Source organism: Pseudomonas sp. NPDC089758 (assembly GCF_044748705.1).
Lineage (GTDB): Bacteria > Pseudomonadota > Gammaproteobacteria > Pseudomonadales > Pseudomonadaceae > Aquipseudomonas > Aquipseudomonas putida_X.
In genome coordinates this window covers 82,258-108,135 of sequence record NZ_JBIVGN010000014.1, presented here as the reverse complement: position 1 = coordinate 108,135, position 25,878 = coordinate 82,258, and the positions used below count along the sequence as shown (strand labels likewise).

The 25,878-nt window shown below is 62.9% G+C and carries 24 protein-coding genes, 1 pseudogene and 1 riboswitch; of the genes and pseudogenes, 15 read left to right on the top strand and 10 right to left on the bottom strand.

Features of this window, described 5'->3' with window-relative positions; translation table 11 throughout:
* Positions 1–339: 339 nt before the first annotated feature.
* From ACIPZH_RS18900 to ACIPZH_RS18870, 7 genes are all read left to right on the top strand, one after another.
* Entirely contained in the window at positions 340–729 is a 390-nt protein-coding gene (locus ACIPZH_RS18900) for a DUF2946 family protein (RefSeq protein WP_400637320.1), read from the top strand.
* A gap of 66 nt (positions 730–795) precedes the next feature.
* A complete protein-coding gene (locus ACIPZH_RS18895) occupies positions 796–2,949 on the top strand; it encodes a TonB-dependent receptor (RefSeq protein WP_400637319.1) in 2,154 nt (717 codons plus the stop codon).
* A 5-nt stretch (positions 2,950–2,954) separates the two neighbouring features.
* A complete protein-coding gene (locus ACIPZH_RS18890) occupies positions 2,955–4,430 on the top strand; it encodes a PepSY domain-containing protein (protein WP_400637367.1) in 1,476 nt (491 codons plus the stop codon).
* Positions 4,431–4,771: 341 nt separating this feature from the next.
* Positions 4,772–5,062, top strand: coding sequence for a cytochrome c5 family protein (locus ACIPZH_RS18885; RefSeq protein ID WP_267823708.1), 291 nt, complete (start codon positions 4,772–4,774; stop codon positions 5,060–5,062).
* A gap of 182 nt (positions 5,063–5,244) precedes the next feature.
* The gene (locus ACIPZH_RS18880) at positions 5,245–5,625 is read left to right on the top strand and encodes a DUF2946 family protein (protein WP_400637317.1); all 381 of its coding nucleotides are present in this window, start codon (positions 5,245–5,247) and stop codon (positions 5,623–5,625) included.
* A 109-nt stretch (positions 5,626–5,734) separates the two neighbouring features.
* Positions 5,735–7,651, top strand: a complete 1,917-nt coding sequence (locus ACIPZH_RS18875) for a TonB-dependent receptor (protein WP_241806932.1) — start codon at positions 5,735–5,737, stop codon at positions 7,649–7,651.
* Positions 7,652–7,705: 54 nt separating this feature from the next.
* Positions 7,706–8,137 carry a copper uptake system-associated protein gene (locus ACIPZH_RS18870; RefSeq protein WP_267823702.1) on the top strand — a complete coding sequence of 144 codons (432 nt, stop codon included), beginning with the start codon at positions 7,706–7,708 and terminating at the stop codon, positions 8,135–8,137.
* A 176-nt stretch (positions 8,138–8,313) separates the two neighbouring features.
* On the opposite strand, the gene cydB (ACIPZH_RS18865) is transcribed toward ACIPZH_RS18870, so the two are convergent.
* Positions 8,314–9,444 carry a cytochrome d ubiquinol oxidase subunit II gene (gene cydB / locus ACIPZH_RS18865; RefSeq protein WP_400637316.1) on the bottom strand — a complete coding sequence of 377 codons (1,131 nt, stop codon included), beginning with the start codon at positions 9,442–9,444 and terminating at the stop codon, positions 8,314–8,316.
* 334 nt (positions 9,445–9,778) lie between these two features.
* Between cydB (ACIPZH_RS18865) and ACIPZH_RS18860 the strand changes: the two genes are divergently transcribed.
* Positions 9,779–10,267, top strand: coding sequence for a copper chaperone PCu(A)C (locus tag ACIPZH_RS18860; protein ID WP_267823698.1), 489 nt, complete (start codon positions 9,779–9,781; stop codon positions 10,265–10,267).
* An 80-nt stretch (positions 10,268–10,347) separates the two neighbouring features.
* Here ACIPZH_RS18860 and ACIPZH_RS18855 read toward each other — a convergent pair.
* From ACIPZH_RS18855 to ACIPZH_RS18840, 4 genes and pseudogenes are all read right to left on the bottom strand, one after another.
* Positions 10,348–10,593 (bottom strand): annotated as a pseudogene (locus tag ACIPZH_RS18855) (LysR family transcriptional regulator); the annotation flags it as partial.
* A gap of 72 nt (positions 10,594–10,665) precedes the next feature.
* Entirely contained in the window at positions 10,666–11,241 is a 576-nt protein-coding gene (locus ACIPZH_RS18850) for a putative natural product biosynthesis protein (RefSeq protein ID WP_400637314.1), read from the bottom strand.
* A gap of 77 nt (positions 11,242–11,318) precedes the next feature.
* Positions 11,319–11,714 carry a DUF2946 family protein gene (locus tag ACIPZH_RS18845; protein WP_241806929.1) on the bottom strand — a complete coding sequence of 132 codons (396 nt, stop codon included), beginning with the start codon at positions 11,712–11,714 and terminating at the stop codon, positions 11,319–11,321.
* Between the two features lie 160 nt (positions 11,715–11,874).
* Positions 11,875–12,252 carry a DUF2946 family protein gene (locus ACIPZH_RS18840; RefSeq protein WP_400637312.1) on the bottom strand — a complete coding sequence of 126 codons (378 nt, stop codon included), beginning with the start codon at positions 12,250–12,252 and terminating at the stop codon, positions 11,875–11,877.
* A gap of 290 nt (positions 12,253–12,542) precedes the next feature.
* Here ACIPZH_RS18840 and ACIPZH_RS18835 point away from each other — a divergent pair, with 290 nt between their 5' ends.
* The 5 genes from ACIPZH_RS18835 to ACIPZH_RS18815 all read left to right on the top strand — a co-directional run bounded on the left by ACIPZH_RS18835 (position 12,543) and on the right by ACIPZH_RS18815 (position 17,760).
* On the top strand, positions 12,543–13,958 hold the full coding sequence (locus tag ACIPZH_RS18835) for a cytochrome ubiquinol oxidase subunit I (RefSeq protein WP_400637310.1): 1,416 nt from the start codon (positions 12,543–12,545) through the stop codon (positions 13,956–13,958).
* Position 13,959: 1 nt separating this feature from the next.
* On the top strand, positions 13,960–14,967 hold the full coding sequence (cydB, locus tag ACIPZH_RS18830; RefSeq protein ID WP_241806926.1) for a cytochrome d ubiquinol oxidase subunit II: 1,008 nt from the start codon (positions 13,960–13,962) through the stop codon (positions 14,965–14,967).
* A gap of 12 nt (positions 14,968–14,979) precedes the next feature.
* Positions 14,980–15,120 carry a DUF2474 domain-containing protein gene (locus ACIPZH_RS18825; RefSeq protein ID WP_241806925.1) on the top strand — a complete coding sequence of 47 codons (141 nt, stop codon included), beginning with the start codon at positions 14,980–14,982 and terminating at the stop codon, positions 15,118–15,120.
* Positions 15,121–15,222: 102 nt separating this feature from the next.
* Positions 15,223–15,630 (top strand): DUF2946 family protein, encoded by a 408-nt coding sequence (locus ACIPZH_RS18820; protein WP_400637309.1) that lies wholly within the window; start codon positions 15,223–15,225, stop codon positions 15,628–15,630.
* A 78-nt stretch (positions 15,631–15,708) separates the two neighbouring features.
* Positions 15,709–17,760 (top strand): TonB-dependent receptor, encoded by a 2,052-nt coding sequence (locus tag ACIPZH_RS18815; protein ID WP_400637307.1) that lies wholly within the window; start codon positions 15,709–15,711, stop codon positions 17,758–17,760.
* A gap of 42 nt (positions 17,761–17,802) precedes the next feature.
* On the opposite strand, the gene ACIPZH_RS18810 is transcribed toward ACIPZH_RS18815, so the two are convergent.
* From ACIPZH_RS18810 to ACIPZH_RS18790, 5 genes are all read right to left on the bottom strand, one after another.
* Complete coding sequence (locus ACIPZH_RS18810) at positions 17,803–18,822, bottom strand: FecCD family ABC transporter permease (RefSeq protein ID WP_400637306.1); 1,020 nt, start codon at positions 18,820–18,822, stop codon at positions 17,803–17,805.
* Entirely contained in the window at positions 18,819–19,787 is a 969-nt protein-coding gene (locus ACIPZH_RS18805; protein ID WP_400637305.1) for an ABC transporter substrate-binding protein, read from the bottom strand. Before ACIPZH_RS18805 ends, ACIPZH_RS18810 begins: the two co-directional genes overlap by 4 nt.
* Positions 19,784–20,569, bottom strand: coding sequence for an ABC transporter ATP-binding protein (locus ACIPZH_RS18800; RefSeq protein WP_400637304.1), 786 nt, complete (start codon positions 20,567–20,569; stop codon positions 19,784–19,786). Before ACIPZH_RS18800 ends, ACIPZH_RS18805 begins: the two co-directional genes overlap by 4 nt.
* A 47-nt stretch (positions 20,570–20,616) precedes the next feature.
* Positions 20,617–22,755 (bottom strand): TonB-dependent receptor, encoded by a 2,139-nt coding sequence (locus ACIPZH_RS18795; protein ID WP_400637302.1) that lies wholly within the window; start codon positions 22,753–22,755, stop codon positions 20,617–20,619.
* A gap of 108 nt (positions 22,756–22,863) precedes the next feature.
* A riboswitch (cobalamin riboswitch) is annotated at positions 22,864–23,072 on the bottom strand.
* A 212-nt stretch (positions 23,073–23,284) separates the two neighbouring features.
* On the bottom strand, positions 23,285–23,671 hold the full coding sequence (locus tag ACIPZH_RS18790; protein WP_241806918.1) for an NUDIX domain-containing protein: 387 nt from the start codon (positions 23,669–23,671) through the stop codon (positions 23,285–23,287).
* Between the two features lie 237 nt (positions 23,672–23,908).
* On the opposite strand from ACIPZH_RS18790, the gene ACIPZH_RS18785 reads away from it, so the two are divergent.
* Together ACIPZH_RS18785 and ACIPZH_RS18780 are read left to right on the top strand one after the other, a co-directional pair.
* On the top strand, positions 23,909–25,234 hold the full coding sequence (locus tag ACIPZH_RS18785) for an SDR family oxidoreductase (protein ID WP_400637300.1): 1,326 nt from the start codon (positions 23,909–23,911) through the stop codon (positions 25,232–25,234).
* A gap of 81 nt (positions 25,235–25,315) precedes the next feature.
* The gene (locus tag ACIPZH_RS18780) at positions 25,316–25,855 is read left to right on the top strand and encodes a type 1 glutamine amidotransferase domain-containing protein (protein WP_400637299.1); all 540 of its coding nucleotides are present in this window, start codon (positions 25,316–25,318) and stop codon (positions 25,853–25,855) included.
* Positions 25,856–25,878: the final 23 nt, after the last annotated feature.

Here is a 25,878-nt window from a genome sequence, read left to right as displayed (position 1 = left end):
AGTTCCAAAACGAAAGGAATGACGCGGCCGGAAAACGCTGGCCTCACCCGAATAATGATATGTTATAACACGTCGAAAGCAACGCCTTTCTTTCTAGTCACAGCCTTTCAAACGATTGCAACTGAGTCGGCCCGGGCCGCCGCCAGAGGTAGAAAAGCGTGTGATTACCGCATACCAACAAAGCACTTTTTACTCGACATCCGTTGGGCTCGGGCAGCGAACTGCATCATTCGGTTGAATGCTCACACCTTAAAAAACACCCTGTTCAGATGTTTCAGAAGATGTAGAATCGCGCCGCCACATCTAACCTGACAATTCAGTGCCATCCAGAGTACTGCCATGAAACTGGCCCGCCACACACGATCGCATGTCGCCTGGGTGCTGTATTTCAGCATTCTGTTCGGCTCGTTGCTGTGCGCCATGGGCCATGGGCAGATGGCCGGGTTGCGCCTTGCCGGGTTGGATGACGCCGCCTGGTGCTCCGCCGACGCCAGCGGCGCTTTCAAAGCTGAGCAAGATACTGCCGACCCCATGCTGCCTGCCGGCGGTGACTGCGTGATAGCCAGCCTGTTCAGCGCCACGCTGCTGGCCGTATTTTTCGGCCTGCTGACCCTGCTCGCCGAACAGTCGGCCAGCCCTTTACCCAGCCAACCCACGCCACGCCTGCCCAAGCTGCGCTGGCCACGGGTGAACCCCCGCGCCTCTCCTGCTTCGCTTCCCGCGTTCTGACATCGCCCCCGAGCCACCCGACCGGCATCGGCGGTGCGTTCATCGATTTCAACCAGGAAGCCTCGCATGCTCCGCATGACCACTTTGGCGCTGCTCGTTGGCAGCGCAAACTGCGCCTGGGCGCAGGATAAAACCCTTACTTTGCCATCCAGCACCGTTACCGCCACCGCTGACCAACCCACCGAGGCCACGCGCCTGGACCTCGACCGCCCCATCGAAAGCGGCTCGCGCCTCAACCTCAGCGCCCGTGAGAACCCTGCTTCGGTCAGTGTGGCCGACCGCAAGACCATGGAGCGTATCGGCGCACGCAACTTCCAGGACGCCGCCAACGCACTGCCTGGCGTGAACGCCTCGGCGCCGCCAGGCTGGGGCGGCTATGTGTCGTACCGGGGTTTCAATGGCGCGCAGATCAGCCAGTTGTTCAATGGCATCAATTTGCAGTATGGCGGCGCTGCGCGCCCGGTGGGCGCCTGGATCTATGACCGCATCGAATTGCTCGGCGGGCCGTCCTCCTTCCTCAACGGCAGCGGTGCTGTCGGTGGCAGCCTGAACTTCATCACCCGGCTGGCAAGCCGAGACGAAGACACGTTTGAAGGGCGCGTCAGTTATGGCCGCTTCGACACTACTGAAACCTCGGTCGGTTTCAACAAGGCGCTCAACACGGGCGACGGCCCGCGCCATTACGCCCGTCTCGATTACAGCCGCACCAGCACCAACGGCTACATCGATCGCCAGGAGAATGGGGCCGGCAACCTGGCCTTCTCGCTGCTCAGCGACATCAACGACCAGCTCTCGCACACGCTGGCCATCGAATACCTGGAAGAGAAAGAAGACAGCCCCTACTGGGGCACTCCGGTATTGCAGCCACTGGTCGGCACCCTGCACATCGACAAGCACAACCGCTTCAACAACTACAACGTTGAAGACGGTCGCTACGAACAGCGCACTCGCTGGCTACGCTCGATCACCGACTACCGCTTCGACGACAATACCCAACTGCGCAATACCTTCTATCACTACAACGGCCAGCGCGATTACCGCAACCTCGAGGTGTATCGCTACAACGCCGACAACAGCGCCATCGCTCGCTCGGGCGGCTACCGCCAGCGTCACGACCAGGAGGTGAACGGCGACAGGGTCGAGCTGACCCATCAGGGTGAGCTGTTCGGCCTGGCCAGTGATTGGGCGTTCGGCATGGACTACAACAGCAACCAGCAAACCAACTACCCGCTGTCCAAGGGCGCGTTCGACACGGTTGACCCCAATGGCTTCGAGCCAGGGCACTTCCTCGATATCCCCGGTATGGACGCGCCCATGGCCAAGGGACGCACCACCACCACCGACACCACCTCGGCCTTTGTCGAGAACCGTACCCGTCTGACGGATCAGCTGTCATTGATAACCGCCTTGCGCTACGACCACATCGATTTCGACGTCATCGACCACGTTGCGCGGGCCAAGCTGGACCGGCGCTGGGACGCAGTGACCGGTCGCCTGGGCCTGGTCTACGACCTGACCCCGAATGTCAGCCTCTATACCCAATACAGCACCTCGGCCGAGCCGCCGGGAGGCACCCTGACCAGTGCCTCGATCAGCCAAGTGGGCGACTTCGACCTGAGTACCGGGCGCCAGGTCGAAGTGGGCAGCAAGTTCGACTTCCTCGATGGCCGCGGTACGGCCACTGCAGCGGCTTACCGGATCGTGCGCAAGAACATCTCGGTGCCCTCCTCGACCGTGCCAAACACCACCGAGCAGGCAGGCCAGCAGACCTCTACCGGTATCGAACTGGCCGCTTCGTTCAAAGTCACGCCCAAGCTGCTGGCGGCAGGTAACTTCAGCTGGGTGAACGCCGAATACGACGAATTCAACGAGACCATCAGCGGTGTGGTGTATTCGCGCAAAGGCAAGAACCCGGTGAACATTCCTGATCGGGTGGCCAATCTCTGGCTGACCTACGACCTCGCCCCGGGCTGGCAGGTCGGCGCCGACGCCCGTTATGTGTCGTCGGTGTACGCCAACACCGCTAATACCTCGTGGGTACCGTCCTACACCGTTTACGGGCTTTCCATGACCCACGACCTGGACAAGCACGTGCAAGTCAGCGCGCGGTTGCGAAACCTGACCGACGAGGTCTACGCCCGGTTCATCCACCAGACCAATACCCAGTACTACCTGGGTGAGCCGCGCAGCCTGGAAGTCGCCGTGCAGTGGCGCTACTGATGAGCGTGAAGCGCCAGCTCTACCTGTGGCACCGCTGGCTGGGAATCGTCGCCTGCCTGTTCATGGCGCTGTGGTTCGTCTCTGGGGTGGTCATGCTGTATGTCGGCTACCCCAAGCTGACACCGGCCGAACGCCTTGCCCACCTGCCGGCTTTGCCTGTGGGTTGCTGCGCCGAGTTACCCGAGCAGTGGGCGCAGCAGCCTCTGAAAGCGCTGCGCCTGACCAGCCTGGGTGGGCGGCCGTACTACCTGTTGGAATTGGCCGATGGCCGCCGCGTCGCGCTTGACGCTGCCAGCGGCCAGCCCCTGGCGCAGGTCGACGCCGGCTGGGCGCTGGAAAGCGCGCGGCAGTATGCAGGCGAGGTCGGGTTGGCGTACCGGGGCACCGTGGACGAGGACATGTGGACCCACTCCACCGCCTTGGACAGCGACCGCCCCTTGCACCGGGTGCAGGTCGACGATGCAGCCGGTACCTGGCTGTACCTGTCCGGACGTACTGCAGAATTGGTGCGTGACGTCACAGCCCGGGAGCGCGCCTGGAACTGGGTCGGGGCCTGGCTGCATTGGCTCTACCCGCTACGCGGCGGGTTTGGGTTCAGCCACGGCTGGCGCACCCTGGTAATCGGGCTGTCTCTGGCCGCAACGATCATGGCGCTGCTGGGCATGGCTGTCGGCATCTTGCGCCTGCGGCTGCGCAAGCGCTATCGCAGTGGCTCGTGCAGCCCTTATCCCGGCGGTTGGCTGCGCTGGCACCATATAGGTGGGTTACTGTTCGGTGGGATGTTGGTGCTGTGGATATTCAGCGGATTCATGTCGATGCGCCCTTGGGGCCTCACCGACAGTCGCTCGCAACTGGCCACCCAGGCTCTGCATCGAGGGCCGCTACGTGCGGTGGACATCGGCCAGCCAGTTGCCCAGGCCTTGGCCCGCCTGCACAAGATACCTGGGTTCGCCCCTGTGGAACTGCAGTGGCAACGCCTTGGCGCTGACACCTTTCTGGTGGCCCGCGATGCCGTGGGCGATAGTCGGATTCTGGAGGCCGACGCGGCACCCGTACGGCAGTTGTCCGAGCAACGCCTGCTCAACGCTGCCCAGGCGATGGCGGCAGGCATCCCAGTGCATACCCATTGGCAGCGCCACTACGACGCCTACTACTTCGCCCGCGACGCCCAGAGCATGTATGGCTCCCAGCGCCGCCCGTTGCCGGTGCTGCGCCTGCGATTCGACGACGCCGCCAGCACTTGGGTCTACCTTGATCCGGCCAGCGGGGAGATGGTGGCCAGCCACGATACCAGGCAACGCACCGGCCGCTGGCTGTTCAATCTCTTGCACAGCTGGGACCTGCAACCCCTGCTGCAAAGGCCGGCGTTACGCGAAAGCCTGATCATCGCCTTGAGCATCGGCGGCCTGGTGATCTCGCTAAGTGGAATCATCTTAGGCTGGCGCAGGCTACGTCGCTCCACAGTTCGAGCCCGCGGTTGAACGGCTTTGGCAGCGGCGATCGGCTGGGCGCCCGCTTGGCCAGCGTCGGGGTGCTCGCGGCCTGAAATTTCAACTGAGCACCTGAAAAGACAAAAGCCGGGGCGTTGATACGCCCCGGCTTTTGTTTGACCCGATGAAAACCCTGCCAAGAGTCAAACACCGGATCGACTTCAACGTAGCACGGCCTCGGCTCAACGCCGCCCTGCGACATCCTGCCGCACCCCATGCATCAACCAGGCAGGTAAGCCTTGGCAGCCTGTAGTGCGGCAGGGTGTCGCACCTGACAGGCATGCGTACTCCCATAGACTCTGCCTTCCAATAAAAAACCTGAGAGGTCGGTCATGAAAAAAACACTGGCAATGCTTGCTTGCCTGGCAACCGCCAGCCTGGCTCAAGCGGCCCAGGACCCGGAGGCAGTGTTCAACCGTGCGTGCCAGATGTGCCACAACGGTCAACTGCCCACGGCACCGAAAAAAGGTGACCACGAGGCCTGGAAGCCACGGCTGGCCAAAGGCAACGAGGTACTGGTCAAGCACGTCACCGAAGGCTTCAACGCCATGCCGCCGCGCGGCCTGTGCATGGATTGCACCGCAGACGACTACAAGGCCGTGATCGACTACATGTCCAAGTGATTGGCGTACCAGGGCCGCCTTAAGAAAGGCGCGCCCTTGGTAACCGCCTACACAGGGTCAGTGCGGCGGTATCTTGCAAGCCAAATTCTGGTGCGGCAGGCTGTCGCACCCTGCGTGAACAGCAAGCGTTGCTAGACTCGCGCACCGCCCATTACAACCGCCGCAGTCATCGAGCAAGGGATATGCACCGATCAGCAGGACGTCGTCACGCCTACGCCTGGCTCCTTTACGCCAGCGTGCTGTTTGCCGTGCTGCACTGCGGGCTCGGCCACGGCCAGACCAGCGGCCTGACGCTCAATGGTGCAGGTAGTGCCTTCTGCGGCCACGCCGGGGCCCCGCCCGGTCCGCTTGGCTTCGCGCCAAGGCTGGGTGACACCTTGGCCGCAGGCGCTACGCTCGATTGCCCCTTGTGCAGCCACACCGGCCTGGCATTGATGCCCCTGCTGCGCGACCTTCCGGTCGCCCGGGTGACACCTGACAGTTCCCTGCCCGCCTCCCCTGCAGCCTGGCCTCGTCGCCTTTGGCCTGCAGTCAACCCCCGCGCCTCACCCGCCCTGGCCTGAATCAACCCAATAGCCTCACCACGCCCCCGGCTCTATACACATGGGGATGTCGCCTGGCGCGTGGACTACGGCTCGCCTTGCCACTTTTGCATTCAGGAATACCCAGAGCATGAAGAACAAGACAATCTGCTGCGCTGCTGCACTCGCGTTATCCAGTGGTGCCACGCTGGCCCAGACCAACACGGTGGAGTTGGCCGAAACCTCGGTGGTCGGGACCTCGGTCATCGACCAGAACAACGTCGATAGCTTCGGCAGCTTGACCACCGTGGTAGGCCAGGAGCAAATCCGCGACCTCAACGCCCTCGACCTGTCCTCGGCCCTGCGTCGTACACCCGGCGTAGTGGTGTCGCGCTTCAACCCGGTCGGCTCGTTCGGCGGTGCCGAAGGCGGTGCGGTGTACATCCGCGGCATGGGTGCCAGCCGCCCGGGCAGCGAGATCAAGACCTACATCGACGGCGTTCCGTTCTACATGGGCGTCTGGGGCCACCCGTTGCTCGACTTGCTGCCGATCAACGCGATGCAGAGCATCAGCGTGTACAAAGGCCCGCAGCCGCAGAAGTTCGGCAACACCTTCGCGGCCATCGACCTGACGCCCAAGGTTGCCGAGCAGGGCGACAACCACCATGGGGAGCTGCAACTCACCGGCGGCAGCTTCCGCACAGCCACCGAACAAGCCAGCCTGATTGGCCGGGAAGGCGATTTTGATTACCTGCTGGCCCAGGGTGCGGCCCACTCCGACGGTGACCGCAGTGACGGTGATGGCCGGCTGAACAATGGCATGGCGCGCTTGGGTTACCGGCTGAATGAGAACTGGAGTACCGGGTTGCTGCTGCTGCATGCCAATAACCAGGTCTCTGACCCCGGGCAGAAAGGCCTGCCGGAAACCAAGAATGGCGAGTTCAATACCCGCGGCACACTCGCTTCGCTGTCCTTGGCGCACAATCACGAATGGGGCGATGGCAGCCTAAAGGTCTACCACAACGAAGGCCGAGGTTCGGCCCTTGACCAGACCGGCCTGGACGGCGACACCATCAGTGACTTCACGCTCCAAGGCATTCGCTGGGAAGAACAGCTGCGCCCCTGGCAAGGCGGCGAAGTGGCCTTGGGCCTGGACATCGACGAGAGCAAGGGCGAGGTCCACTTCAAGCGCATCGCCCCGGCGCCACAAGCGAAGTTCGATGCGCCCACCCTGCGCGTGACATCGCCGCACCTCGCCGTCAGCCATGCCTTTGCCCTCAACGACACCTGGACCTTGACCCCCTCGGTCGGCGTACGCACGTATGAGCACAATGTGTTCGACAACGCCACCGCCCCGCACGCCGGCCTGTTGCTGTCATCGAGCAATGTCGAGTTCCGTGCCAACGCCTCGCGCGGCATCAACTACCCCGGCCTGGAAGCCTCGGTGATGTCGAGCCTGATCCCGGCGCTGGGTGAAACCTGGAAGGACCTGAAGCCCGAGAAAGTCGACCACCAGGAACTGGGCGTGCGCTTCAACCCCATCGACAGCGCCACCCTGGACCTGGCGGTGTTCAAGGACAAGCTGCAGGACCGCTATCTGTTCGCCTTCCCGCCGGCCGTGTCGAGCCCCTCCTACATCAACCTGGGTGACTACGACATCAAGGGTGCCGAAGCCACCTGGCAGCAGCGCTGGACCAGCAATTGGAGCAGCTTCGTCGGCTTCACCTGGCTCGATCCGTCCCTCAAGACCCTGCCCTACGCGCCGCAGAAATCGCTGTCGCTGGGCACCACCTACGAGACCGGGCCTTGGCGCCTGTCGGCTGATGCGCAGTACCAGAAAGACATGTACGTGCTGGCCGAGGAACGCACCGCCGGCGCCAGCAACTTCTCCAAAGTCGATAGCTTCACCGTGGTCAACATGCGCGTCGGTTACGCCGTACCCGCACTGGGCAAGGTGGGCGAAGTGTTCGTCGCCGTGGAGAACCTGTTCGACCGTGACTACGCCTACCGTACCAACTACCCGATGCCCGGTACTTCGGCGCAACTGGGTGTGAAGATGGGCTTCTGAGCCCGCCACCGGAAGCTGCCGACAGCAGTCGGCAGCCTTACAAGGAACAAGCACATGAAAGCACCGATCCTTGCGCTGCTGCTGGCCTGCAGCCCGCTGCTGGCCGTGGCCGATACCGCCAGCGAGCAGCAGAGCATTCAGCACCTGATGCGACACAACTTCGAACGCCCGGATGCGCCACTGGACGTTGGCCCGGTTACCATCCAGGGCGAGCATGCGGTAGCCGGCTGGTTGCAAGACCAGCGCGGCGGCCGTGCCTTGTTGCGTAAAGGGCCTCACGGCTGGCGCGTGGTGCTGTGCGCCGGCGATTCACTGCTCGACCCGGCAACCCTGCACAGCGCCGGGCTCAGTGAACAGGACGCGGCCCAGCTGAGCCAGGCAGTACGCCAGGCCGAAAGTGCTCAACCCGCCGAGCGGGTCAAGCAGTTCGCGCTGTTCCAAGGCGTGGTCAAGGTCGACAAGGACGCTGCCCACGGCAATCACTGATGAACAACCCGGGGGCTTTCAGGCCCCCGTCCTGTTGTGGTACAGCGATGCCTTGCGGGCACAACTGGTCCAGGCAATGGCCAGGGAGTTTGCGCGCACATACGCAGTTGGTTCACGATGGCAGGGTTCGGAGTTTGCCAGAGATAATCTCAAGGCATGACGCTCGAACGGGTGATTCACGCAATGCGTTCATCGCCCTGGATCGAGCAAAGCGCATGGCGTTGGCGTGTTCCAACTCGCTTCGAGGGCTCGATCAGCAGGTGCGAGCCCTTGAGGCTGACACCCAGGGTGTAAGCCAGCAACATCGGTAGCAGCACACTGGCAACAATCAGCAAAGTCCCCAAGGTTCTTTCGTCACCGGCCGCGCTCCATAGCGTCATGCTGGCAGACACTTGCACGCTGGAAGGCAAGATCAAAGGGAATAACGCGAGCCCCACACTGCACAGCACTGCCCCCACCGTCAGGCCACTGCCCAATAGCGCCAGGCTAGACCGGCCATTGGCGCAAGCGAACAGACTGATGACAGTGCCAGACAAGGCAAACAATGGTGCCAGAACAGCTGCAGGCCAGGCCTGAAAATTGTCCAGCCAGCCAGGGTTGTTGGCCAGCACCACCCAGGTGCCAGGCCCGCACAGGGTAGCGGGACGCTCCACCGCCCACACACTGTAGCCGCGCGCATTCGTTGCCAGCCATATCGCAGCCACTATGAAACTGGCCAGGAACATAACGCCTGCAACGCCTGCGACCCGGCTTGCAGGCTGATACCAGCCGCCGCCGCCGCGCTGCATCACCCAGGCAGCGCCAAACTGGCAAACCATCGCCAGGCTCACCACGCCTGTAAGCAAGGCGAACGGACTGAACAGCCCGCCCACGCTCCCGTGAAACTGTATTCCCGCCTGGCCACAGCGACTCAATGGCAATCCAAGAAGCACGTTGCCCAGCATGCCCCCCAGCAGAACTGCCGGCAGCAGGCCGACTGCCAGCACGCGCCAGGCTTGTCGTGGCCGGGCGGCTTGCGAGGCAGATCGGCGCAACAGTACCAGCAGGCCCAACAGGCCCGTCATCAGGCAGGCCAGGCCACCGAGCGATGGCCAGACCAGCGCAAGGGTGAAACTCAGGGCCAGCAACCACAGCAGGTTGATATGCGCTGGCGCCGCCGGTGCTTGCGGCAGCGGGTCGCCACTTCGACCCGACAACCACGGCACCAGTACCCGCGCGCCCACGTCCAGGCTTTCGCCCAGCATAAAACTGATCAGCATTACGCCAATCAGTAGCCACCAGACGATTTTCAGCAGTTCATGGTCCATGACGGCTCTCTCGGCTCGAAATAAAGCGGCCCGCCCAAAGGCGGGGGGCGTTGCGGGTCGCCTGGCGTGCAGCGTGAAGGGGACGAAGGAATACAGGCGCCGGCCATGCTAGGCGCTGTCTGCTGCCCGCCCAACTGCGACAGCTCGTCGCATGTCGCGCAACGCGCTGACTGCACGGGCATCGAGCAGTGGCTTTGGGCTCGCTGCGGCAGTCTGTCGCACCACAACGTGCCGGCACAGCACCTGCCACGCCCTCATACAGCACCGACTATGCTATTTGACCAGGCGTCCTTCATACACAAGGCTGGCGCCGCCAATCAACAAGGAGTTCCTGATGAAACCACTCGCGCTCAAAGGCTTGCGCAAAGCCAATGGCCTCCTGTTCGGTTTGTTAATGACGAGCTTCGCCAGCACCGCCCTGGCTCAGGTCGAAGTGAAGGTGGAGGCCCCCTGGGTCAGGGCCACGGTACCCAGCCAGCCCGCCACCGGAGCCTTCATGCGCCTTACCGCCAACGAGGACGTCAAGCTCGTTCGGGTCAGTTCACCCGTGGCCGCCAAGACGGAGCTGCACGAGATGACCATGAAGGACGGCGTAATGACCATGAAGCCATTGGCGAGCCTGTCACTGCCAGCGGGCCAGCCAGTGGTGCTGGACACCCACGGCTACCACATCATGCTGATCAACCCCAAAGAGCAGATCAAGGAAGGCGCCACTGTGCCGCTGACCCTGACCGTGGTCGATGACGCGGGTAACGAAACCTCGGTCAAGGTCGATGCGCCTGTGCGCCCGTTGGCCAGCGGTGAAGACGACCTACCCGATTAACAAGCGCCCAGTTGGAGCGCTGCGCCCGTTCGGGTGTTGGCCTGCCCGTTCGCGGGCAAGTCCAGTGTGTGGCGCTGTATCTCGTTCTCTGCGGTATCCACCAGTTCGAGGATAACCCGGCAGCGCTTCAAGTAACGGTTGCCGGCTTCGGTCAGGGCGATGCGGCGGGTCGTGCGGTTCAACAAGCGAATATGCAGATGCGCCTCCAGGTTGGAGAGCATCCGGGAAACGCTGGCGGTGGTGGTGTCGAGGCGTTCGGCCGCGCCGGTCAGGCTGCCGGCCTGAACCACGCAACTGAACGCGCGCATGGCTTGGAGTATGTCCATCGTCGGTCTCTCGCTAAGCATTCAATGAATAGGAAAACGGGCGGCGCAAGGCCGCCCCTGTGCCGCCCTGCCTTAGCCAGGTACCGGCAACCAGCGCCGGAAGCTGCTCTGGCCTTTGGCGCTGAGTGGGCTCCAGGAAAATTCCCAAGGGGGTGACGGCAAGTCTTCGTCCGCCTGGGAGGCTGGCAGCGCCGGCTGTACGCCGGTTTTCCACTCCACGACCCGTTCGCCCATAGGCTGCCAGGCCAGCACCAAGCCACGCGCCTGAGACACATCAGTCGCCACCCACAAGGCGGCCGCGGCCACCATGAAGGCCTCGATGTGCTCCTCAGTCACACGCGCCTGGTAGGGGGAGCTCAGCAACCAGCGGCAAACGCTGATGTAATACGTCCAATCCAGCGCCGGATGGTGCCGGTAGGCCCATGTCATGAAGCGTCGGAACAACTCAAGCCCCTCAGGCGGGTCGAGCTTCAGCAAGCTTGGGCAGACATCGAATAGCGTGTGCCAGTAAGGCAGCAGGCGCGCATCGAGGTTGACGAAACTGCGGGCGTTGCAGGGGTAATCGGGAAACGGCAACAGGAAGTCGCCCGCGCGCGACGGGCGAAGGGAGGGCTCCAGCAACGCTGAAGCGGTCAGGGTGCGAGACATCGTGTGCTCCTGGGTACGGCTAGCCATCGGCAGGCCGACGCCCCGCTTCCAGCGGGTGCGGCCTGGGTCCTTGCGGGTCAGGCGATCGACGTCGGGGAGGCACGGGGGTTGATCGACGGCCAGCAGTGCCGCGGTGAATGCACCAGAACGGCGGGCTGCTGGTCGACCGGCAGCACGGGCAGCACGAAGCCGGCCAGGATCAACGAGGCAGGCAGAGGTGCAGGGCCGCCCTGGGCGCAACAGCAATGCCCCGGGGCGGACGTCTTCGCGCTGAGGTTGCCGTCCTTGTCCGGCATGGCCGGCTGAACGCCGCCCGACGAGCAATAACTGCCCGCCAGCAACTGCGCCAGGCTCAGGTCGCCCAGGGTACTGGCCATGGGCAATGCCAATACCTTGAGCAGCATGGCAAGCAACGCGGCGACCCAGAGGCTATCCCAGGTGCGTGCGCGCAGGCCGCAATGGCGCATGTTCATGCCTCGCCAGGTAGCGCGGGCGTGGAGATTGGACAGGTCATGAGGGCTTACCTCCAACGACGGCCAAACCAACCGGCAGGTGCATGCCTGAGCATGCACCGTAGATCCGGCGTGTTAATGGCAGGCACTGGCCCGCCACGGCGCCTAGGCGCAGGTAGCGTCAGAGAGGTGAAGCGCGAGGGTTGGATGAGGGCCAGCAATAACGCGGCGGGGCATGGCTGCGTACTTCACGCACGATTGGCCGGCGCTCGCTGCTGGCCAGCAGCCAGCCGACAGCGATGAGAAAGACCAGGGTAAGAAAAGCCGCCGAGCCCATCGGGCAACTGAACGGAATGCTCAAGTCGCTCGCCAGGGCGCCGTCCTGCTTGGCCTTCAGAGGGGCGGTATCGCCACCTAAGCTGCAGAACGCGCCGCCGAATCCATTCAGCGCCAGCCCCACTGCCTGCCCGTGGGCCAGGCCACAGCCAAGTACATTGAACAGGACACAGAAGTACAGTGCCCAGGCAATGAGGGGTCGGTTTGAAGGCAGACGGTTCATGGGCGGCGACTTTAGCATCGAAACCGGCCTCGTAGAAGCTTCACCTGCAGCCTGCCCCGTCTGCGACAAGCCGTCACACCTGGCGCACTTGGCCTCCATTCGCCAGAGCGGGCGCCCCCCAGGGACAGATTGTCGCAGTTGGTCAGACCCACCATGCTCCTTACAGTGGCGCCGCCATCGCAATGGCTCCGTGCAACCCCACGCAGACACCAGCGCAGAGCCGGCCAGGACCCGGGCTCTGCTTCCCGAAACCGGCGCCGACGCGCGCTACCCCGTGAGGCCCCATCATAATGAGCGTGCTCGATGCGCTAGACCTGGCTCGAATTCAGTTCGCCTTCACCGTTTCCTTCCACATCCTGTTCCCCGCCATCACCATCGGCCTTGCCAGTTACCTGGCAGTGCTCGAAGGGCTGTGGCTGCGAACGAACCAGCAGGTCTACCGCGACCTCTACCACTTCTGGTCGAAGATCTTCGCCGTCAACTTCGGCATGGGCGTGGTGTCCGGTCTGGTCATGGCCTACCAGTTCGGCACCAACTGGAGCCGGTTCTCAGATTTCGCCGGTGCCATTACCGGCCCGTTGCTGACCTATGAAGTGCTCACCGCGTTCTTCCTGGAAGCAGGCTTCCTGGGCGTCATGCTGTTTGGCTGGAACCGTGTCGGTCGTGGCCTGCACTTCTTCTCCACGGTGATGGTGGCGCTTGGCACACTGGTCTCGACCTTCTGGATTCTGGCCTCCAACAGCTGGATGCAGACGCCGCAAGGCTATGAAATTGTCGATGGCCGGGTGATTCCAGTGGACTGGCTGGCCGTCATTTTCAATCCCTCCTTCCCCTACCGGCTGATGCACATGGCCACTGCCGCATTCGTGGCCACGGCATTCTTCGTCGGCGCTTCGGCGGCCTGGCACCTGCTACGCGGCCGGGACAACCCGGCCATCCGCAAGATGCTGTCGATGGCCATGTGGATGGCCCTGGTCGTGGCGCCGGTGCAGGCTGTCATCGGCGATTTCCATGGGCTTAACACCCTCAAGCACCAGCCGGTGAAAATCGCGGCGATCGAAGGCCACTGGGAGAACAAGCCGGGTGAACCGACCCCGCTGATCCTGTTCGGCATCCCCGACATGAAAGCCGAAACCACCCGTTTCAAGATCGAGATCCCTGCCCTCGGCAGCCTGATACTGACCCACAGCCTGGACAAGCAGGTACCGGCGATGAAGGAGTTCCCGCCTGAGGACCGGCCCAACTCGACCATCGTCTTCTGGTCGTTCCGGGTCATGGTTGGGCTCGGATTCCTGATGATCTTCGTCGGCCTGTGGAGCCTGTGGCTGCGCAAGCGCGGCACGCTCTACACCTCGCGGCCGTTCCTGTACCTGGCACTGTGGATGGGCCCGTCCGGGTTGGTGGCGATACTTGCCGGCTGGTTCACCACCGAGATAGGCCGTCAGCCATGGGTGGTGTACGGCTTGCAGCGCACCGCCGATGGCGTGTCGAACCATGACGCCACACAGCTCAGCATCACCTTGGTGACATTCGTGGTGGTGTACTTCGCCCTGTTCGGCACCGGCCTCGGCTACATGATGCGCCTCGTGCGCAAAGGACCAAAACCTGGCGAGGGCGACCAACACACCCCAGGCGGCCCAGGCCAGCAACATACACCGGCACGGCCGTTGTCCGCCGCCGACGATTATCAGGCAGAGGTGAACTGACATGGGCATCGACCTTCCACTGATCTGGGCGGTGATCATCATCTTCGGTGTGATGATGTATGTGGTAATGGACGGCTTCGACCTGGGGATCGGCATGCTCTTCCCTTTCGTCAAGGACGCACGTGACCGGGATGTGATGATGAACACCGTCGCCCCGGTTTGGGACGGCAATGAAACCTGGCTGATCCTAGGCGGTGCAGCCCTGTTCGGCGCCTTTCCGCTGGCCTACGCGGTGGTGCTGGAGGCGCTTTACCTGCCGCTGATCCTGATGCTGATCGGCCTGATCTTCCGGGGCGTAGCCTTCGAGTTCCGCTTCAAGGCCAAACCCGCCAAGCGTCACCTCTGGGACAAGGCCTTCATCTGGGGCTCGCTGGTCGCGACATTCGCCCAAGGGGTTGCCCTGGGCGCCTTCATCGAAGGCATCAAGGTGGTCGAGCGCAAATACGCTGGAGGTGCACTCGACTGGCTCACTCCGTTCAGCCTGTTCTGCGGGCTGGGCCTGGTGATCGCTTACACCCTGCTCGGTTGCACCTGGCTGGTGATGAAGACCGAAGGACCGCTGCAGCAACGCATGCACGATGTTGCCAGGCCTCTGGCGCTGGTACTGCTGGTGGTGATCGCCGTGGTCAGCCTGTGGACACCGCTGGCCTACCCGCAAATCGCTGCGCGCTGGTTCAGCATGCCCAACCTGCTCTGGTTCATGCCGGTGCCGATCCTGGTGCTGGTGACGTTCTACGGGCTGCTACGTGCCGTGGCGCGCAACGCGCACTACACGCCGTTCTTGCTGACCCTGGCCCTGGTCTTCCTGGGCTACAGCGGCCTTGGCATCAGCCTGTGGCCAAACATCATCCCACCGTCGATCAGCATCTGGGAGGCCGCAGCACCGCCGCAGAGCCAAGGTTTCATGTTGGTAGGCACGCTGTTCATCCTGCCCATCATCCTCGGCTACACGTTCTGGAGCTATTACGTGTTCCGCGGCAAGGTGACACATGAAGACGGCTATCACTAGGAGTACTACCTGATGACACCCAGTGTGAAGCAACCGATATGGCGTCGGCTGGCCTGGCTGGTGCTGATCTGGGCAGGCAGCGTGGCGGCGCTGGGACTGTTCGCTTGGCTGATCCGACTGTTCATGGTGGCCGCCGGCATGCGCAGTCATTGAGCCTTCGGCGGGGTGCGCCTGCGACAAAATGGAGCACCAAGGAACTTGTACAGCCCGCAACGGATGCGGCTTAATGCGCGCCATATTCGTTCGGGTTGACTCATGCTTTCACGTGCACGTGCACATCTTTGTCTGTTCGCCTGTCTCGCCATGCTGTTCAACCTGCTGGCGATGCCGCTCGACCGTGCCTTGCCCCCCCCCCGCATCGACAGCCAATCGCTGATTCTCGGCAGCTTCTGCAGCCTGCACGGTGCGCAGAGCCTGCCCAAATCGTTGCTGGCCCAGCTCAAAGCCGAACTGCCGCAACTCGGCGATCAGTCCGAGACGAAACACCCGGCAGGTGACTGCTGCTGTGGTCATGCCGGCCATGCCATGTTGGCCAGCGACCATTATCGCCACCTCTATCCCCGCTACTGGCCCGACGCGCTGCTGCTCGGCGCCAGCCACACGCTGTTGCTGCCGCGCGAGCAGTGGCCAAAGCTCAACCCGCGCGCCTCTCCCCTGGCCTGACCTGTCGTTGCTTGCCCACGGCTGCCCCGTGACCTTCGGTGCGCAGCCCTGCCCGACTGTCTGACCAGGAAACCTTCCATGCCTGCGTTCCGTTGCACCGCACGCGCTGTCCTGCCCGTGCTCGCTTTGTTCAGCCTCAGCCCCCTGTCGCTGGCCGTTGCCGAAACTCTGCCTGCTGAAAACTCCACCCTCACCCTTGGCGCGGTCAACGTGACCAGTACCGAAAGCGGCCCGCTGGCCACCAGCAGCGTGCTCAGTTCGGTGGACATTCTGGGCGGTGACATCCTCGAAAAGATGCCCGTGACCTACAGCTGGGAGCTGTTCAGCCGCGCGCCCGGGGTAATGCTGACCGAATTCAATCAGGGCACCACCTCAGGCAAATTGTCGTTCCGCGGCTTCAATGGCGAAGGCGAAGTGAACGCGGTGAAGTTGCTGATCGATGGCATCCCCAGCAACACCAATGACGGCAACATGCCCTTCATCGACTCGGTGTTCCCCATGGACATCGACAGCATCGAGGTGGTGCGCGGCACCAGCGACCCGCGCTACGGCCTGAACAACATCGCCGGCAACGTCAATATCAACACCCGCACCGGCGGCAACTACAACAAGGCGCGCCTGCGCTACGGCAGCTTCAACACCCGCGAGGTGCAACTGGCCAAGGGCATCGAGACCAGCAACTGGACGCAGAATTACTTCTTCGCCCGCCAGCAGGTCGACGGTTACCGCGACCATGCCGATACCGAACGCTACAGCTTCGGCGGCAAGTGGTTCTATACCCCTGACGATGGCAGCTATCGCCTTGGCCTGATCGCCCGCCACTACGAGTCCGAAGCCCAGGAGGCCGGCTACCTGACCGAGGATGACGCCCGCCATCATCCACGCATGAGCAATGACTACAACGCCACGGACAAAGGTACGCGGCGAATGAACCAGGTCAGCGTGCACTTCGACACCGACCTGGCCGAAACGCTGTCCTGGTCGGCCAAGACCTACCTCAACACCTATGACGACCGTCGCTGGACGCAGTACTGGCGCACCAGTTCACAGCAAGAGCGCGACACCTACGAGGACCAGTACGGCGCCATCACCTCACTGACCTGGCGGCCACAGGTGGACTGGCTGCATGCGTTCGCCCTTGAAGGCGGAAGCGATGTGCAGAAACAGCAGAACCGTAGCGAGCGATACCGCACGATCAATCGCGTGCGGCAGGCGCAGACCCGTGACCAGGACTTCGACTTCAACACGGTCGGGGCCTATGTGCAGGCTGAAATCGAGCCAGTGGAGTCGCTGAAGATCGTGCCGGCCTATCGCGTCGACAAGATCAGCAGTGACTTCACCAACAAGATGACCGGGCTGGACTCGGACATCAACGACTACGGGCTGATCAAGCAGCCCAAGCTCAGCATTGTCTATTCGCCGTGGAAGTTCGCCAGCGTTTACGCCAACTGGGGCCGGACCTTCCAGGTCGGCACGGGCGCCGCAGCCTACAAGGTGCCGCCGCGCAACGAGGACCTGGACCCATCGATCAACGAAGGCTGGGAAACGGGCGTCAAGTTCACCCCGGCCAGCTGGATCGATGGCCGCGTGGCTTATTGGCGTCAGGACGCCTCTGGCGAAGTGAGCCGTCGCCTGAACGACCCCAGCGGGGAGTCGGACAACGTTGGTGAAACACGCCGCTGGGGCTATGACCTGCAGGTCAACCTGCACCCGGACGAACGCACTGAGGTGTGGATGTCCTACTCCTGGCAGTACTCCAAGATCCTTGAGCCCAGCAGCGCCTTACCAGGCAGCAAAGGCCAGGAAATCGATCACGTGCCCCACCATCTGTGGAACACCGGCATCAGCTACCAGGCTACCCCAAAGCTGCAGCTGACTGCCTGGGCGAATGGCCAGACCAACTACTACCTGGAGCGGGAGAACACCCAAGGTACGTATGGCGGCTACGTGCTGATGAACCTCGGCGCCACTTACAAGCTCAGCGGAACGCTGAGCGTCGACCTGCAACTGAAGAACCTGACCGATCGCTACTACGAATACGTCTGGTACGACCCGGACGGTGCCGATGCATCGCTGCATTCCCCCGGCGACGGTCGCGCCCTGTATGCCGGGCTCACCGTCGACTTCTGAAGCAAGGCACGGCAAGCGACCAGGCCGTCGCTTGCCGTGCTCTCAACGCTTGAGCAGGACGATGAAGAACAGCCCACCCAAGGCTGCAGTGGCAATGCCGATCGGCAGGTCCTCCGGCGCGATCAGCGTGCGCGCAGCCACATCCACCCAAACGATGAACAGCCCGCCGAGCAGCGCGCTGACCGGCATCAACCGTCGGTTTTCCGCCCCCACCAGCGCACGCGCCACGTGCGGCACCATCAGCCCCACGAAGCCTATGGCGCCCGAAAGCGAAACCAGCACCCCTGTCAGCAACGACGTGCAGATGAATACATGAAGACGCAGGCGGCGGCCGCTGAACCCCAGGCTGATCGCGGTCTGCTCTCCGCTCATGAGCGCATTCAGGCCACGCCCCATCGCCTGTAGCGCAAGCAACCCAAGCAACACACACACTGCCGGCAAGCCGATAACGCTCCAGCGCGCCGCGCCCAGCCCACCCAACATCCAGAACACCACCGAGGCTGCAGCATGCTGGTCAGCGGTGTACAGCAACAGGTTGACCAAGGCCATCAGGACGAATGACACCGCGACCCCCGCCAAAAGCAGGCGGTCACTCTCCATGCGCCCTCCACGCCTGGCCACGGCGATAACCAACAGCATGCTCACCGCTGCCCCCACAAAAGCTGCCAGGGGCAGGCTGAACACCCCGATGAATTCGCCGAGGTACAGCATGACCAGCACCGCGCCCAGCGCGGCGCCAGAGCTCACGCCCAGCAGGTGCGGGTCGGCCAGCGGATTGCGCGTGACGGCCTGCAGCGCGGTACCCACCAATGCCAGCCCCGCGCCTACCACTACCCCTAACAACACACGCGGTGCGCGGATCATCCAGACGATCTGCGCCTGGCTGTTGCTCCACGCCCCTGGCAGATCGACGCCCAACTGCTGGGCAACGATCCCGAACACATGGCCCAGCGGGACCGAGGCCGGGCCGAATGCCAGAGCGATCACTGAAGAAAGCACCAACAGAACAACCAGGATCACGATCAGCCAGCGATAACTCCCCGGGCTGCGCCCCCAGATCATGGTGTTGCCTCCTTGAACAACGCCGGATGCAACGCCCGCGCGATCTTCGCGACGGCCTCGGCGTTTTCCACCGAAGGGGTGACTTGCAGGTACGTCAAGGGGACAAAGCGCTGCTCGCGTATGGCCCGCACATCCTTCAACGCAGGTTGGCGCAACAGGAAGTCGCGCTTCTGCTGCCAGGTGCTAGGGCCGTAATCGACGATCAAAATCACTTCAGGGTCGCGCTCCACCACGCTCTCCCAGTTCACCTGCGTCCAGCTGGCCGCCACGTCCTGCATCACATTCACGCCACCGGCAGCATCGACCAAGGCCTGCGGCATGCCCAGGCGCCCCGACGTGGTCGGCCGGTCTTCACCGCTGTCGTAAAGGAATACCCGTGGCCGATGCTGCGCCTGAGCTACCCGCCTGCGCACCTCGGCAACCTGCTGGCGCATCTGCGCCGTGAGGGCTTCGGCTTGCGGCTCGACACTGAAGATGCGGCCCAGATTGCCCAGGTCGCGGTAGACATCATCGAAGCTGGCGCGTCGCTGGGGCATGACCCAGGAGCACGACTCGCTCAGTTCATAGACCGGGATCTCAAACGCTGCCAGCGTTGCGGGCGTGACCGGCCCCCCCACGTGCATGCCGTAGTTCCAGCCAGCGAAGAACAAGTCGGCGTCCACCGCCAGCAAGGTTTCGATGGAGGGGTAACGACTGGCCAGTTGCGGCACGCCCTCCAGCGCGTCATCGATCCATGGGTCGCGGTGTTTGTGGCGGGTGAAGCCGGTGTAACCGACGATGCGCTCGCGCAGGCCCAGGTGCAACAGCATGGCGGTCATGTTCACATCGTGCACCACAACCCGCTGCGGCGCTTTGCTGAAACTCACCGAACGCTCACAACTGCGGATGTTCAATGGGTATTCACTGGCCGCGATGGGCAATGCCATCAGCAGCGACAACAGGCCGATCAAGGCGTGAATGTTCATGGCCGGGTTATCCAGGTAATGCGTGGGTAAGGATGCAGCGGGTGCGTGTCGATCAGCGCTTGCAGGCCGAAGACCTGCCACAGCAGCTCGACGGTCAACACCTGCTGCGGCGCGCCGCTGGCAATGATTCGCCCGCCGTCGATGACGTACAAGCGGTCGCAAAACGCCGCTGCCAGGTTGAGGTCGTGAAAACTGGCCAGGGTGCTCAGGCCCAGGCCTCGCAAATGCTGCAGTAACCCGAGTTGATAGCGGGGGTCGAGATGGTTGGTCGGTTCGTCGAGAATGAGCATTTCAGGGCGCTGTACCAGCGCACGGGCCAGCAGCACTCGCTGCTTTTCACCTCCCGACAACGTGGCGAAGGTGCGTTCGCGGTAGCCGCTCAGCCCTACCCGCTCGAGCACCTCAGCGACCAGCTGCAGATCGTCGGCTGTGTCCCCTTCAAACAGCGATTTGTGCGGCGAGCGGCCCATGGCGACCACTTCACCGACACTCAACCCGAACTCCTCTGGAAACTCCTGCAGAACCACGGCAATGCGTTGGGCGCACCAGCGCGGGCTGCGCTGCCACAACTCGACGCCATTCAAGCTCACCCGGCCTGCGGTTGGCTGCGTAGCCCGGTAGGCGCAGCGCAGCAAGCTGGTCTTGCCGCTGCCGTTGGGGCCAATCAACCCAACGAACTCTCCCTTGCCGACACACAGATCCACGGCGTGCAGCAACGGCCGTTGCCTGCCGCCTCGCTCAGGCACAGACCAATGCAGGCCGTCGATTTTCAGATGCATCATTGAACCCACTCCAGCAAGCACCGGCCCGAAGGCCGGTGGCGGCCCCGTCAGAAGCTGTAGTCAGCCGTCACGAAGAACGAACGCGGCTCGCCCAGGTACCACTGCAGGCCGTTGTTGTCTGTGGTGGTGGCGTACTGGCGGTCGAACAGATTGTTCAATTGCAGGCCCAGCGTGAGATCAGGTTGGACATGCCAGTCGACGTTGGCATCGACCACGGTGTAGCTCGGCACCTGCACGGTGTTGGCGTTATCGCCATAGCGGCTGTCGACATAACGCGCCCCTGCCCCGGCGCTGAAGCGCTGACCGAAGTCCTTGCTCAACCACAGGTTGGCCGAACGCCGCGGTACGTTGACGGGCCGGTTGCCACTGTAGTCGTTGCTGCCGCTGGCAAACTCGTCGTATTCGGCACGCACCCAGGCGGCGTTGGCTGAAAGCTGCATATCGTACGGCAGGCGTAGCTCCAGCGTGGCTTCGATGCCGTCCGAAGACTGCTGGCCGATCTGTTGTTGCACCGTCGGGTTGAGCGGATCGGTGCTGAGCAGCTTCTTCTTGACGATGTGGTAGGCCGCCAGGGTCCACTCGCCACGGCCCTCAGGCAGCATCTGCTTGATGCCCACCTCGGTCTGTTTGGCGGTGCTCAGGTCCCAGCTTTGTTGCGCGGCGCTGAGCGTCAGCAGGTTGCTGACGCCCTCGGTGCTGGTGGCGTACTGGCCGTAGACCGAGAGGTCCTGGTTAAGCGCGAACACCAGGCCCGCTCGCCAGTTGTCGCCACTCAGGCTGCGATCCGACCGGGTATCGGTATCCAGATCTTCACGGTCCAGGTGCACCTGGTCACGCCGCACCCCGGTAATCAACGACAACCGCTCGGTAAGCTGCGTACGGTTTTCGGCGAACAACGAGAACTGCTTGGCCTGGTTGGCTTCGCGCGAGCGGTAGGGGTCAGTGCTGATGTAGTCGCCGCCACCCGAACCGGACAGCGGCACGGTATCGGTGTGGGTGTTGCCGAAGTCATGCTTGCGCACGAACCGGATCGAGTTGTAGTCGGCGCCGACCACCGTCTGGCTGTCCAGCCCGAACAGCGAATGCTGCAAGGTAAACGACTGGCGATCGCCGATCTGCTCCTGGACCTGCTTGATGCTGATGAAGTTGCTGCGCTGCACCTGACCACCCGGCAGCCAGGTATAGCTCTCGGCATTGCGCCAGCGGCGCTGAGCCTTGAGGAAGTACAACTGATTGCTGGCGGTGAGGTTGTCGCTGATCACCCAGTCAGTGACCAGCCGCGTGGACTGGTCGTTGTAGTGGACCTCGGCGTTATCGACGTTGTAATTGTGGTCGCGTATCGACTCCTGGTAATGCCCGTTGACCAGAGGTGTACCGAAGTACTGCTGTGGGTCCTGATCACCGTAATCGTGGCTGAGGGTGACGCTGAGGTCGTCATTCGGTTGCCAGTGCAACGCGCCGCTGACGGCGATGCTTTCTGATTCACCGCGGTCGACCCAGCCGTTACTGGCAAGCTTGTTGAGGTTCAGTCGGTATCTCAGCGTATCGGTCAGCGAGCCGCCGCTGTCCAGCGCCACCTGCCGACGATCGTTGGAGCCATAGCCCAAGCGTACATGGTTGCGCACTTCCCCCTCGAAGGGCTTTTTCGGCACCACGTTGATGACCGCGCCCGTGGCACCCTCGCCATAGAGCACCGATGCCGGGCCGCGCAGCACATCGATGCGCTCGACCGACCAGGTGTCCACAGGAAAGGTGACGGTGCCGGCGCCCACGTACAGCCGGGTGCCGTCGTACAGCTGCATGGTGGAACTGTGTCCGGTAAACCCTCGAGCCGAGAGCGCCGTGCCGCCGTTGCCGGGGGTACCGATGAAGGTGATGCCGGGCGAGCGCGTCACTGCATCCTGGACGGTGTTGTTGTTGCGGGCTTGAATCTGCTCGGCGCTGATACTGGTGACGCTCGCAGGCGTTTCCAGGGGTGTGAGGTTCAGGCGCGAACCACTGGTGCTGGGGGTATGCAGATCCGGTTGGGTGTCTTGCCCGAGGGTGCCTGTAATGGCGGTAGCCGGTAACGCCAGCGCCTGGTCAGCTTCGGCGCCGTGCGCCGGGACGGTGATGAAAACACAAGGCACCAGGCTTGCACGCATCAACGTGCCTGGCAGAGAACTGAAAAGCGAGAAACGGGACATGTCTTTCCACTTGCAGCAGGAATGAAAGAATCCCGGAGGGAACAACGCATGGGGAACGCGCAGGCGCGCACGCCCACGGAAACCGGCCTGCGCCCGCCCACCGCGGGTTTGCCAAACTGTGCTTCAGGCCGGTCTCCGGGCTCGCGAGGGTCATGAAGCATTCACCTTCCCATGCCGAGGCACAGTGGTGTGTCGAATACTTCGCTCGCATACCGTTGCGGGGGCAGCGCCGGACTGATCATCGCGAGGATGACGAACCGGCTTCCCGTTTCACCCCATGCACGGCGGCAGGGGGCACCTGAAACAGGCGCGCAGATGACCATCAAAACCGGTTCAGGTCAACTGCCACCTTGAAGTAATGGCTTTGTCTGGAAATGAGCCGTTGGGTTTGCACGCGCCGGGCACTTGCACCATCGGGCCGGATGGAGTGGCTGGCCTGTAACGTGGCGCGCCTGAAACAAGGAGATTCACCGGCTTAGTGCCCAACCCTCGGGCATCATTTGCCGAGCTACAGCGCTACTTTCTCCAATCAAGCGACCAAGGCCGGAAGCTTGCGCGCCAGCAGTTCAGCAGCTGCGGGCCCTAGCCGGGACGGTCCCAGCTTGCGGCGCTGTACCCACTTGCACGCCACGATTTCGTTCTGCGGCACAGGCCGGTCTCGTTCATCGATCTGCAAGGTAAAGATGTGATGGACAATGCGACCGGCACGGACCGTACACAGCTGTACCAGGCGCTGCCGGCGAATACCCGTTTCTTCCTGCAGTTCACGAACGGCAGCACTGAGGGGGCACTCATGCGGCTTGACGCTGCCACCTGGGAAATTCCACCCACGCGATTTACGGCGCACCAACAACAGTCGGCCACTGCGAAAGCAGAGCACTGTTGCACGCGTCCGGAGCTTGCCAGGTGTCGACATCCTCACTCCCTTTTCCATTCTTGAGTGACGGTGGACCGCCTGAAGATCTGGCAAGTTCAAGCCATCCACATTCGCGCTATTGCCTTGGTAACGCCGCCTGCCGCTTGCTCTGAACTTTGCTGCCTCTGCCGGCTTCATTTGCTTAGTCACTCCACATTGGGGCTTGTGCCTCGCAGAGTCCGACGAACACAGCAAACGCCAAGCGATTGCTGGCCTTTGACCGAAGGGGTTCGAACCATGATCGATCAAGCGACAGGCATGAAACCAGGCGAACGCTACTGCGTGGAGAACGTCGAGCGCGCTCATCAGTTCCCTGGGTTTTTTCAGGACGGTAAGTATTACCTCGGCCCCGAGCTGCTCACGGCAGTAGGCTGGCTCGAAGGGACGAAATTCCTCTATGACAGCCTGGATGCGCAGGGTGAACCCGTTTTCCCGGACCGGGTGGCGGGCACCATCGAGGGCATGAAGCTGGTGCTGATCGACGGCACGGCCCTGCAGCTCTCGAAGATACCCGCCAGCGCCACCCTCGCACCTACCGACAACCTCGAGCAGGCCCCAGAACCTGCCCACCCCGCGGCCCCTACCCCCGGAAAGGGCCCGTTGCGCGGCAAGGTCGTGGTCATCACCGGCGCTTCCAGTGGGATAGGCAGGGCCGCGGCGCATGCATTCGCTTGCACCGGTGCGCGGTTGGTGCTCGCTGCACGCGATGAGCAAGCCTTGTTCGATGTGCTGGATGAATGCACCGACTGTGGCACAGACGCCGTGGCGATCGTCACCGACGTTACCCGCAGCGACCAGGTGCAGGCGCTGGCCACACAGGCTGCCGAATTTGGCCACGGACGGATCGATATCTGGGTCAATAACGCCGGCGTTGGCGCGGTGGGCAACTTTGAGCAAACACCGCTGCAAGCACACGAACAGGTCATTCAGACCGACCTGATCGGTTACCTGCGTGGCGCCTACGTGGCCCTGCCCTATTTCAAGGCCCAACGCAGCGGCATTCTCATCAACACCCTGTCACTGGGAAGCTGGATCGCCCAACCCTACGCGGCGGCCTATTCGGCGAGCAAGTTCGGCCTGCGCGGGCTGACCGAGGCGCTGCGCGGCGAATTGACCGAGTTCCCGGGCATCCACGTCTGCGACATTTATCCAGCGGTCATGGACACCCCGGGCTTCAGGGATGGTGGCAATTACACCGGCCATGCGCTCACACCGCCCGGGCCGATCTACGACCCGCAGCAGGTAGCCAAGGCCATGGTGGCCAGCGCTATTTCCCCTCGCGCCCACACCACCGTTGGCACTGCCGCCCGCCTTGCCCACCTGGCGAGCTACCTCGTGCCGCGCCTGGCGCTGGTCACAGGGTGGCTGACACGCAGGGCGTTGAACCGCAGCCCCAGTGCACAGATCACCGCCGGCAACCTGTTCGAGCCAACCAGTGACCGGCGCAGCGTGGAGGGAGGCTGGAAATCCAGCAACGGCAACATGACCCTGTGGGTGGTTGCGGCAGCCGTCGGTGTCATCGCCGGGCTCGCCGCCACCCGCTCGCCACGCAGGCGCCGCTGAGCACACCGCTGAGCATCGAGCAGGAACTTTGCTCGCCATGGCGGGCCCCTATTGAAGGTTTATTGGTAAAGGAGATGAATGATGAATGCACAACTGAGCGGTAAGCGCGTGGCCTTTCTGGTCACTGACGGCTTCGAGCAGGTGGAACTGACCGGCCCCCGTGAGGCTTTGGAAAAGAGCGGCGCGGTAGTCGACATCCTGGGTGAGAAAGAAGGTACGGTCCGAGGCTGGAACCATGACAAGCCCGCCGACGAATTCACCGTGGATACGACTTTCGACAATGCCCAGGTCGATCTTTACGATGCCCTGGTGCTGCCCGGCGGCGTTCAGAACTCCGACACCATTCGCTTGATCCCTGGCGCGCAACAGCTGGTCAAAAGCCATGACGCTGCCGGCAGACTCCTGGCGGTCATCTGCCACGGTGCCTGGTTGCTGATATCGAGTGGGTTGGTCAAAGGCAAGCGGATGACCAGCTACAAGACCTTGCAGGATGATATTCGCAACGCCGGCGGCACGTGGGTAGATGAACAGGTGGTGGTCGATGGCAACCTGATCAGCAGCCGCCAGCCGGACGATATTCCTGCCTTCAATGAGCGATTGATCAAAGCATTGGCAGGCTGAGTTTCGCGTAGCTGCCCAGCGCA

Bases quoted from the DNA above. Each gene is read 5' to 3' on its own strand.
- ACIPZH_RS18900 (WP_400637320.1), top strand. From the start codon at position 340: ATGAAACTGGCCCGCCACACACGATCGCATGTCGCCTGGGTGCTGTAT.
- ACIPZH_RS18895 (WP_400637319.1), top strand. From the start codon at position 796: ATGCTCCGCATGACCACTTTGGCGCTGCTCGTTGGCAGCGCAAACTGC.
- ACIPZH_RS18885 (WP_267823708.1), top strand. From the start codon at position 4,772: ATGAAAAAAACACTGGCAATGCTTGCTTGCCTGGCAACCGCCAGCCTG.
- ACIPZH_RS18880 (WP_400637317.1), top strand. From the start codon at position 5,245: ATGCACCGATCAGCAGGACGTCGTCACGCCTACGCCTGGCTCCTTTAC.
- ACIPZH_RS18875 (WP_241806932.1), top strand. From the start codon at position 5,735: ATGAAGAACAAGACAATCTGCTGCGCTGCTGCACTCGCGTTATCCAGT.
- ACIPZH_RS18870 (WP_267823702.1), top strand. From the start codon at position 7,706: ATGAAAGCACCGATCCTTGCGCTGCTGCTGGCCTGCAGCCCGCTGCTG.
- cydB (WP_400637316.1), bottom strand. From the start codon at position 9,444: ATGGACCATGAACTGCTGAAAATCGTCTGGTGGCTACTGATTGGCGTA.
- ACIPZH_RS18860 (WP_267823698.1), top strand. From the start codon at position 9,779: ATGAAACCACTCGCGCTCAAAGGCTTGCGCAAAGCCAATGGCCTCCTG.
- ACIPZH_RS18850 (WP_400637314.1), bottom strand. From the start codon at position 11,241: ATGTCTCGCACCCTGACCGCTTCAGCGTTGCTGGAGCCCTCCCTTCGC.
- ACIPZH_RS18845 (WP_241806929.1), bottom strand. From the start codon at position 11,714: ATGAACATGCGCCATTGCGGCCTGCGCGCACGCACCTGGGATAGCCTC.
- ACIPZH_RS18840 (WP_400637312.1), bottom strand. From the start codon at position 12,252: ATGAACCGTCTGCCTTCAAACCGACCCCTCATTGCCTGGGCACTGTAC.
- ACIPZH_RS18835 (WP_400637310.1), top strand. From the start codon at position 12,543: ATGAGCGTGCTCGATGCGCTAGACCTGGCTCGAATTCAGTTCGCCTTC.
- cydB (WP_241806926.1), top strand. From the start codon at position 13,960: ATGGGCATCGACCTTCCACTGATCTGGGCGGTGATCATCATCTTCGGT.
- ACIPZH_RS18825 (WP_241806925.1), top strand. From the start codon at position 14,980: ATGACACCCAGTGTGAAGCAACCGATATGGCGTCGGCTGGCCTGGCTG.
- ACIPZH_RS18820 (WP_400637309.1), top strand. From the start codon at position 15,223: ATGCTTTCACGTGCACGTGCACATCTTTGTCTGTTCGCCTGTCTCGCC.
- ACIPZH_RS18815 (WP_400637307.1), top strand. From the start codon at position 15,709: ATGCCTGCGTTCCGTTGCACCGCACGCGCTGTCCTGCCCGTGCTCGCT.
- ACIPZH_RS18810 (WP_400637306.1), bottom strand. From the start codon at position 18,822: ATGATCTGGGGGCGCAGCCCGGGGAGTTATCGCTGGCTGATCGTGATC.
- ACIPZH_RS18805 (WP_400637305.1), bottom strand. From the start codon at position 19,787: ATGAACATTCACGCCTTGATCGGCCTGTTGTCGCTGCTGATGGCATTG.
- ACIPZH_RS18800 (WP_400637304.1), bottom strand. From the start codon at position 20,569: ATGATGCATCTGAAAATCGACGGCCTGCATTGGTCTGTGCCTGAGCGA.
- ACIPZH_RS18795 (WP_400637302.1), bottom strand. From the start codon at position 22,755: ATGTCCCGTTTCTCGCTTTTCAGTTCTCTGCCAGGCACGTTGATGCGT.
- ACIPZH_RS18790 (WP_241806918.1), bottom strand. From the start codon at position 23,671: ATGTCGACACCTGGCAAGCTCCGGACGCGTGCAACAGTGCTCTGCTTT.
- ACIPZH_RS18785 (WP_400637300.1), top strand. From the start codon at position 23,909: ATGATCGATCAAGCGACAGGCATGAAACCAGGCGAACGCTACTGCGTG.
- ACIPZH_RS18780 (WP_400637299.1), top strand. From the start codon at position 25,316: ATGAATGCACAACTGAGCGGTAAGCGCGTGGCCTTTCTGGTCACTGAC.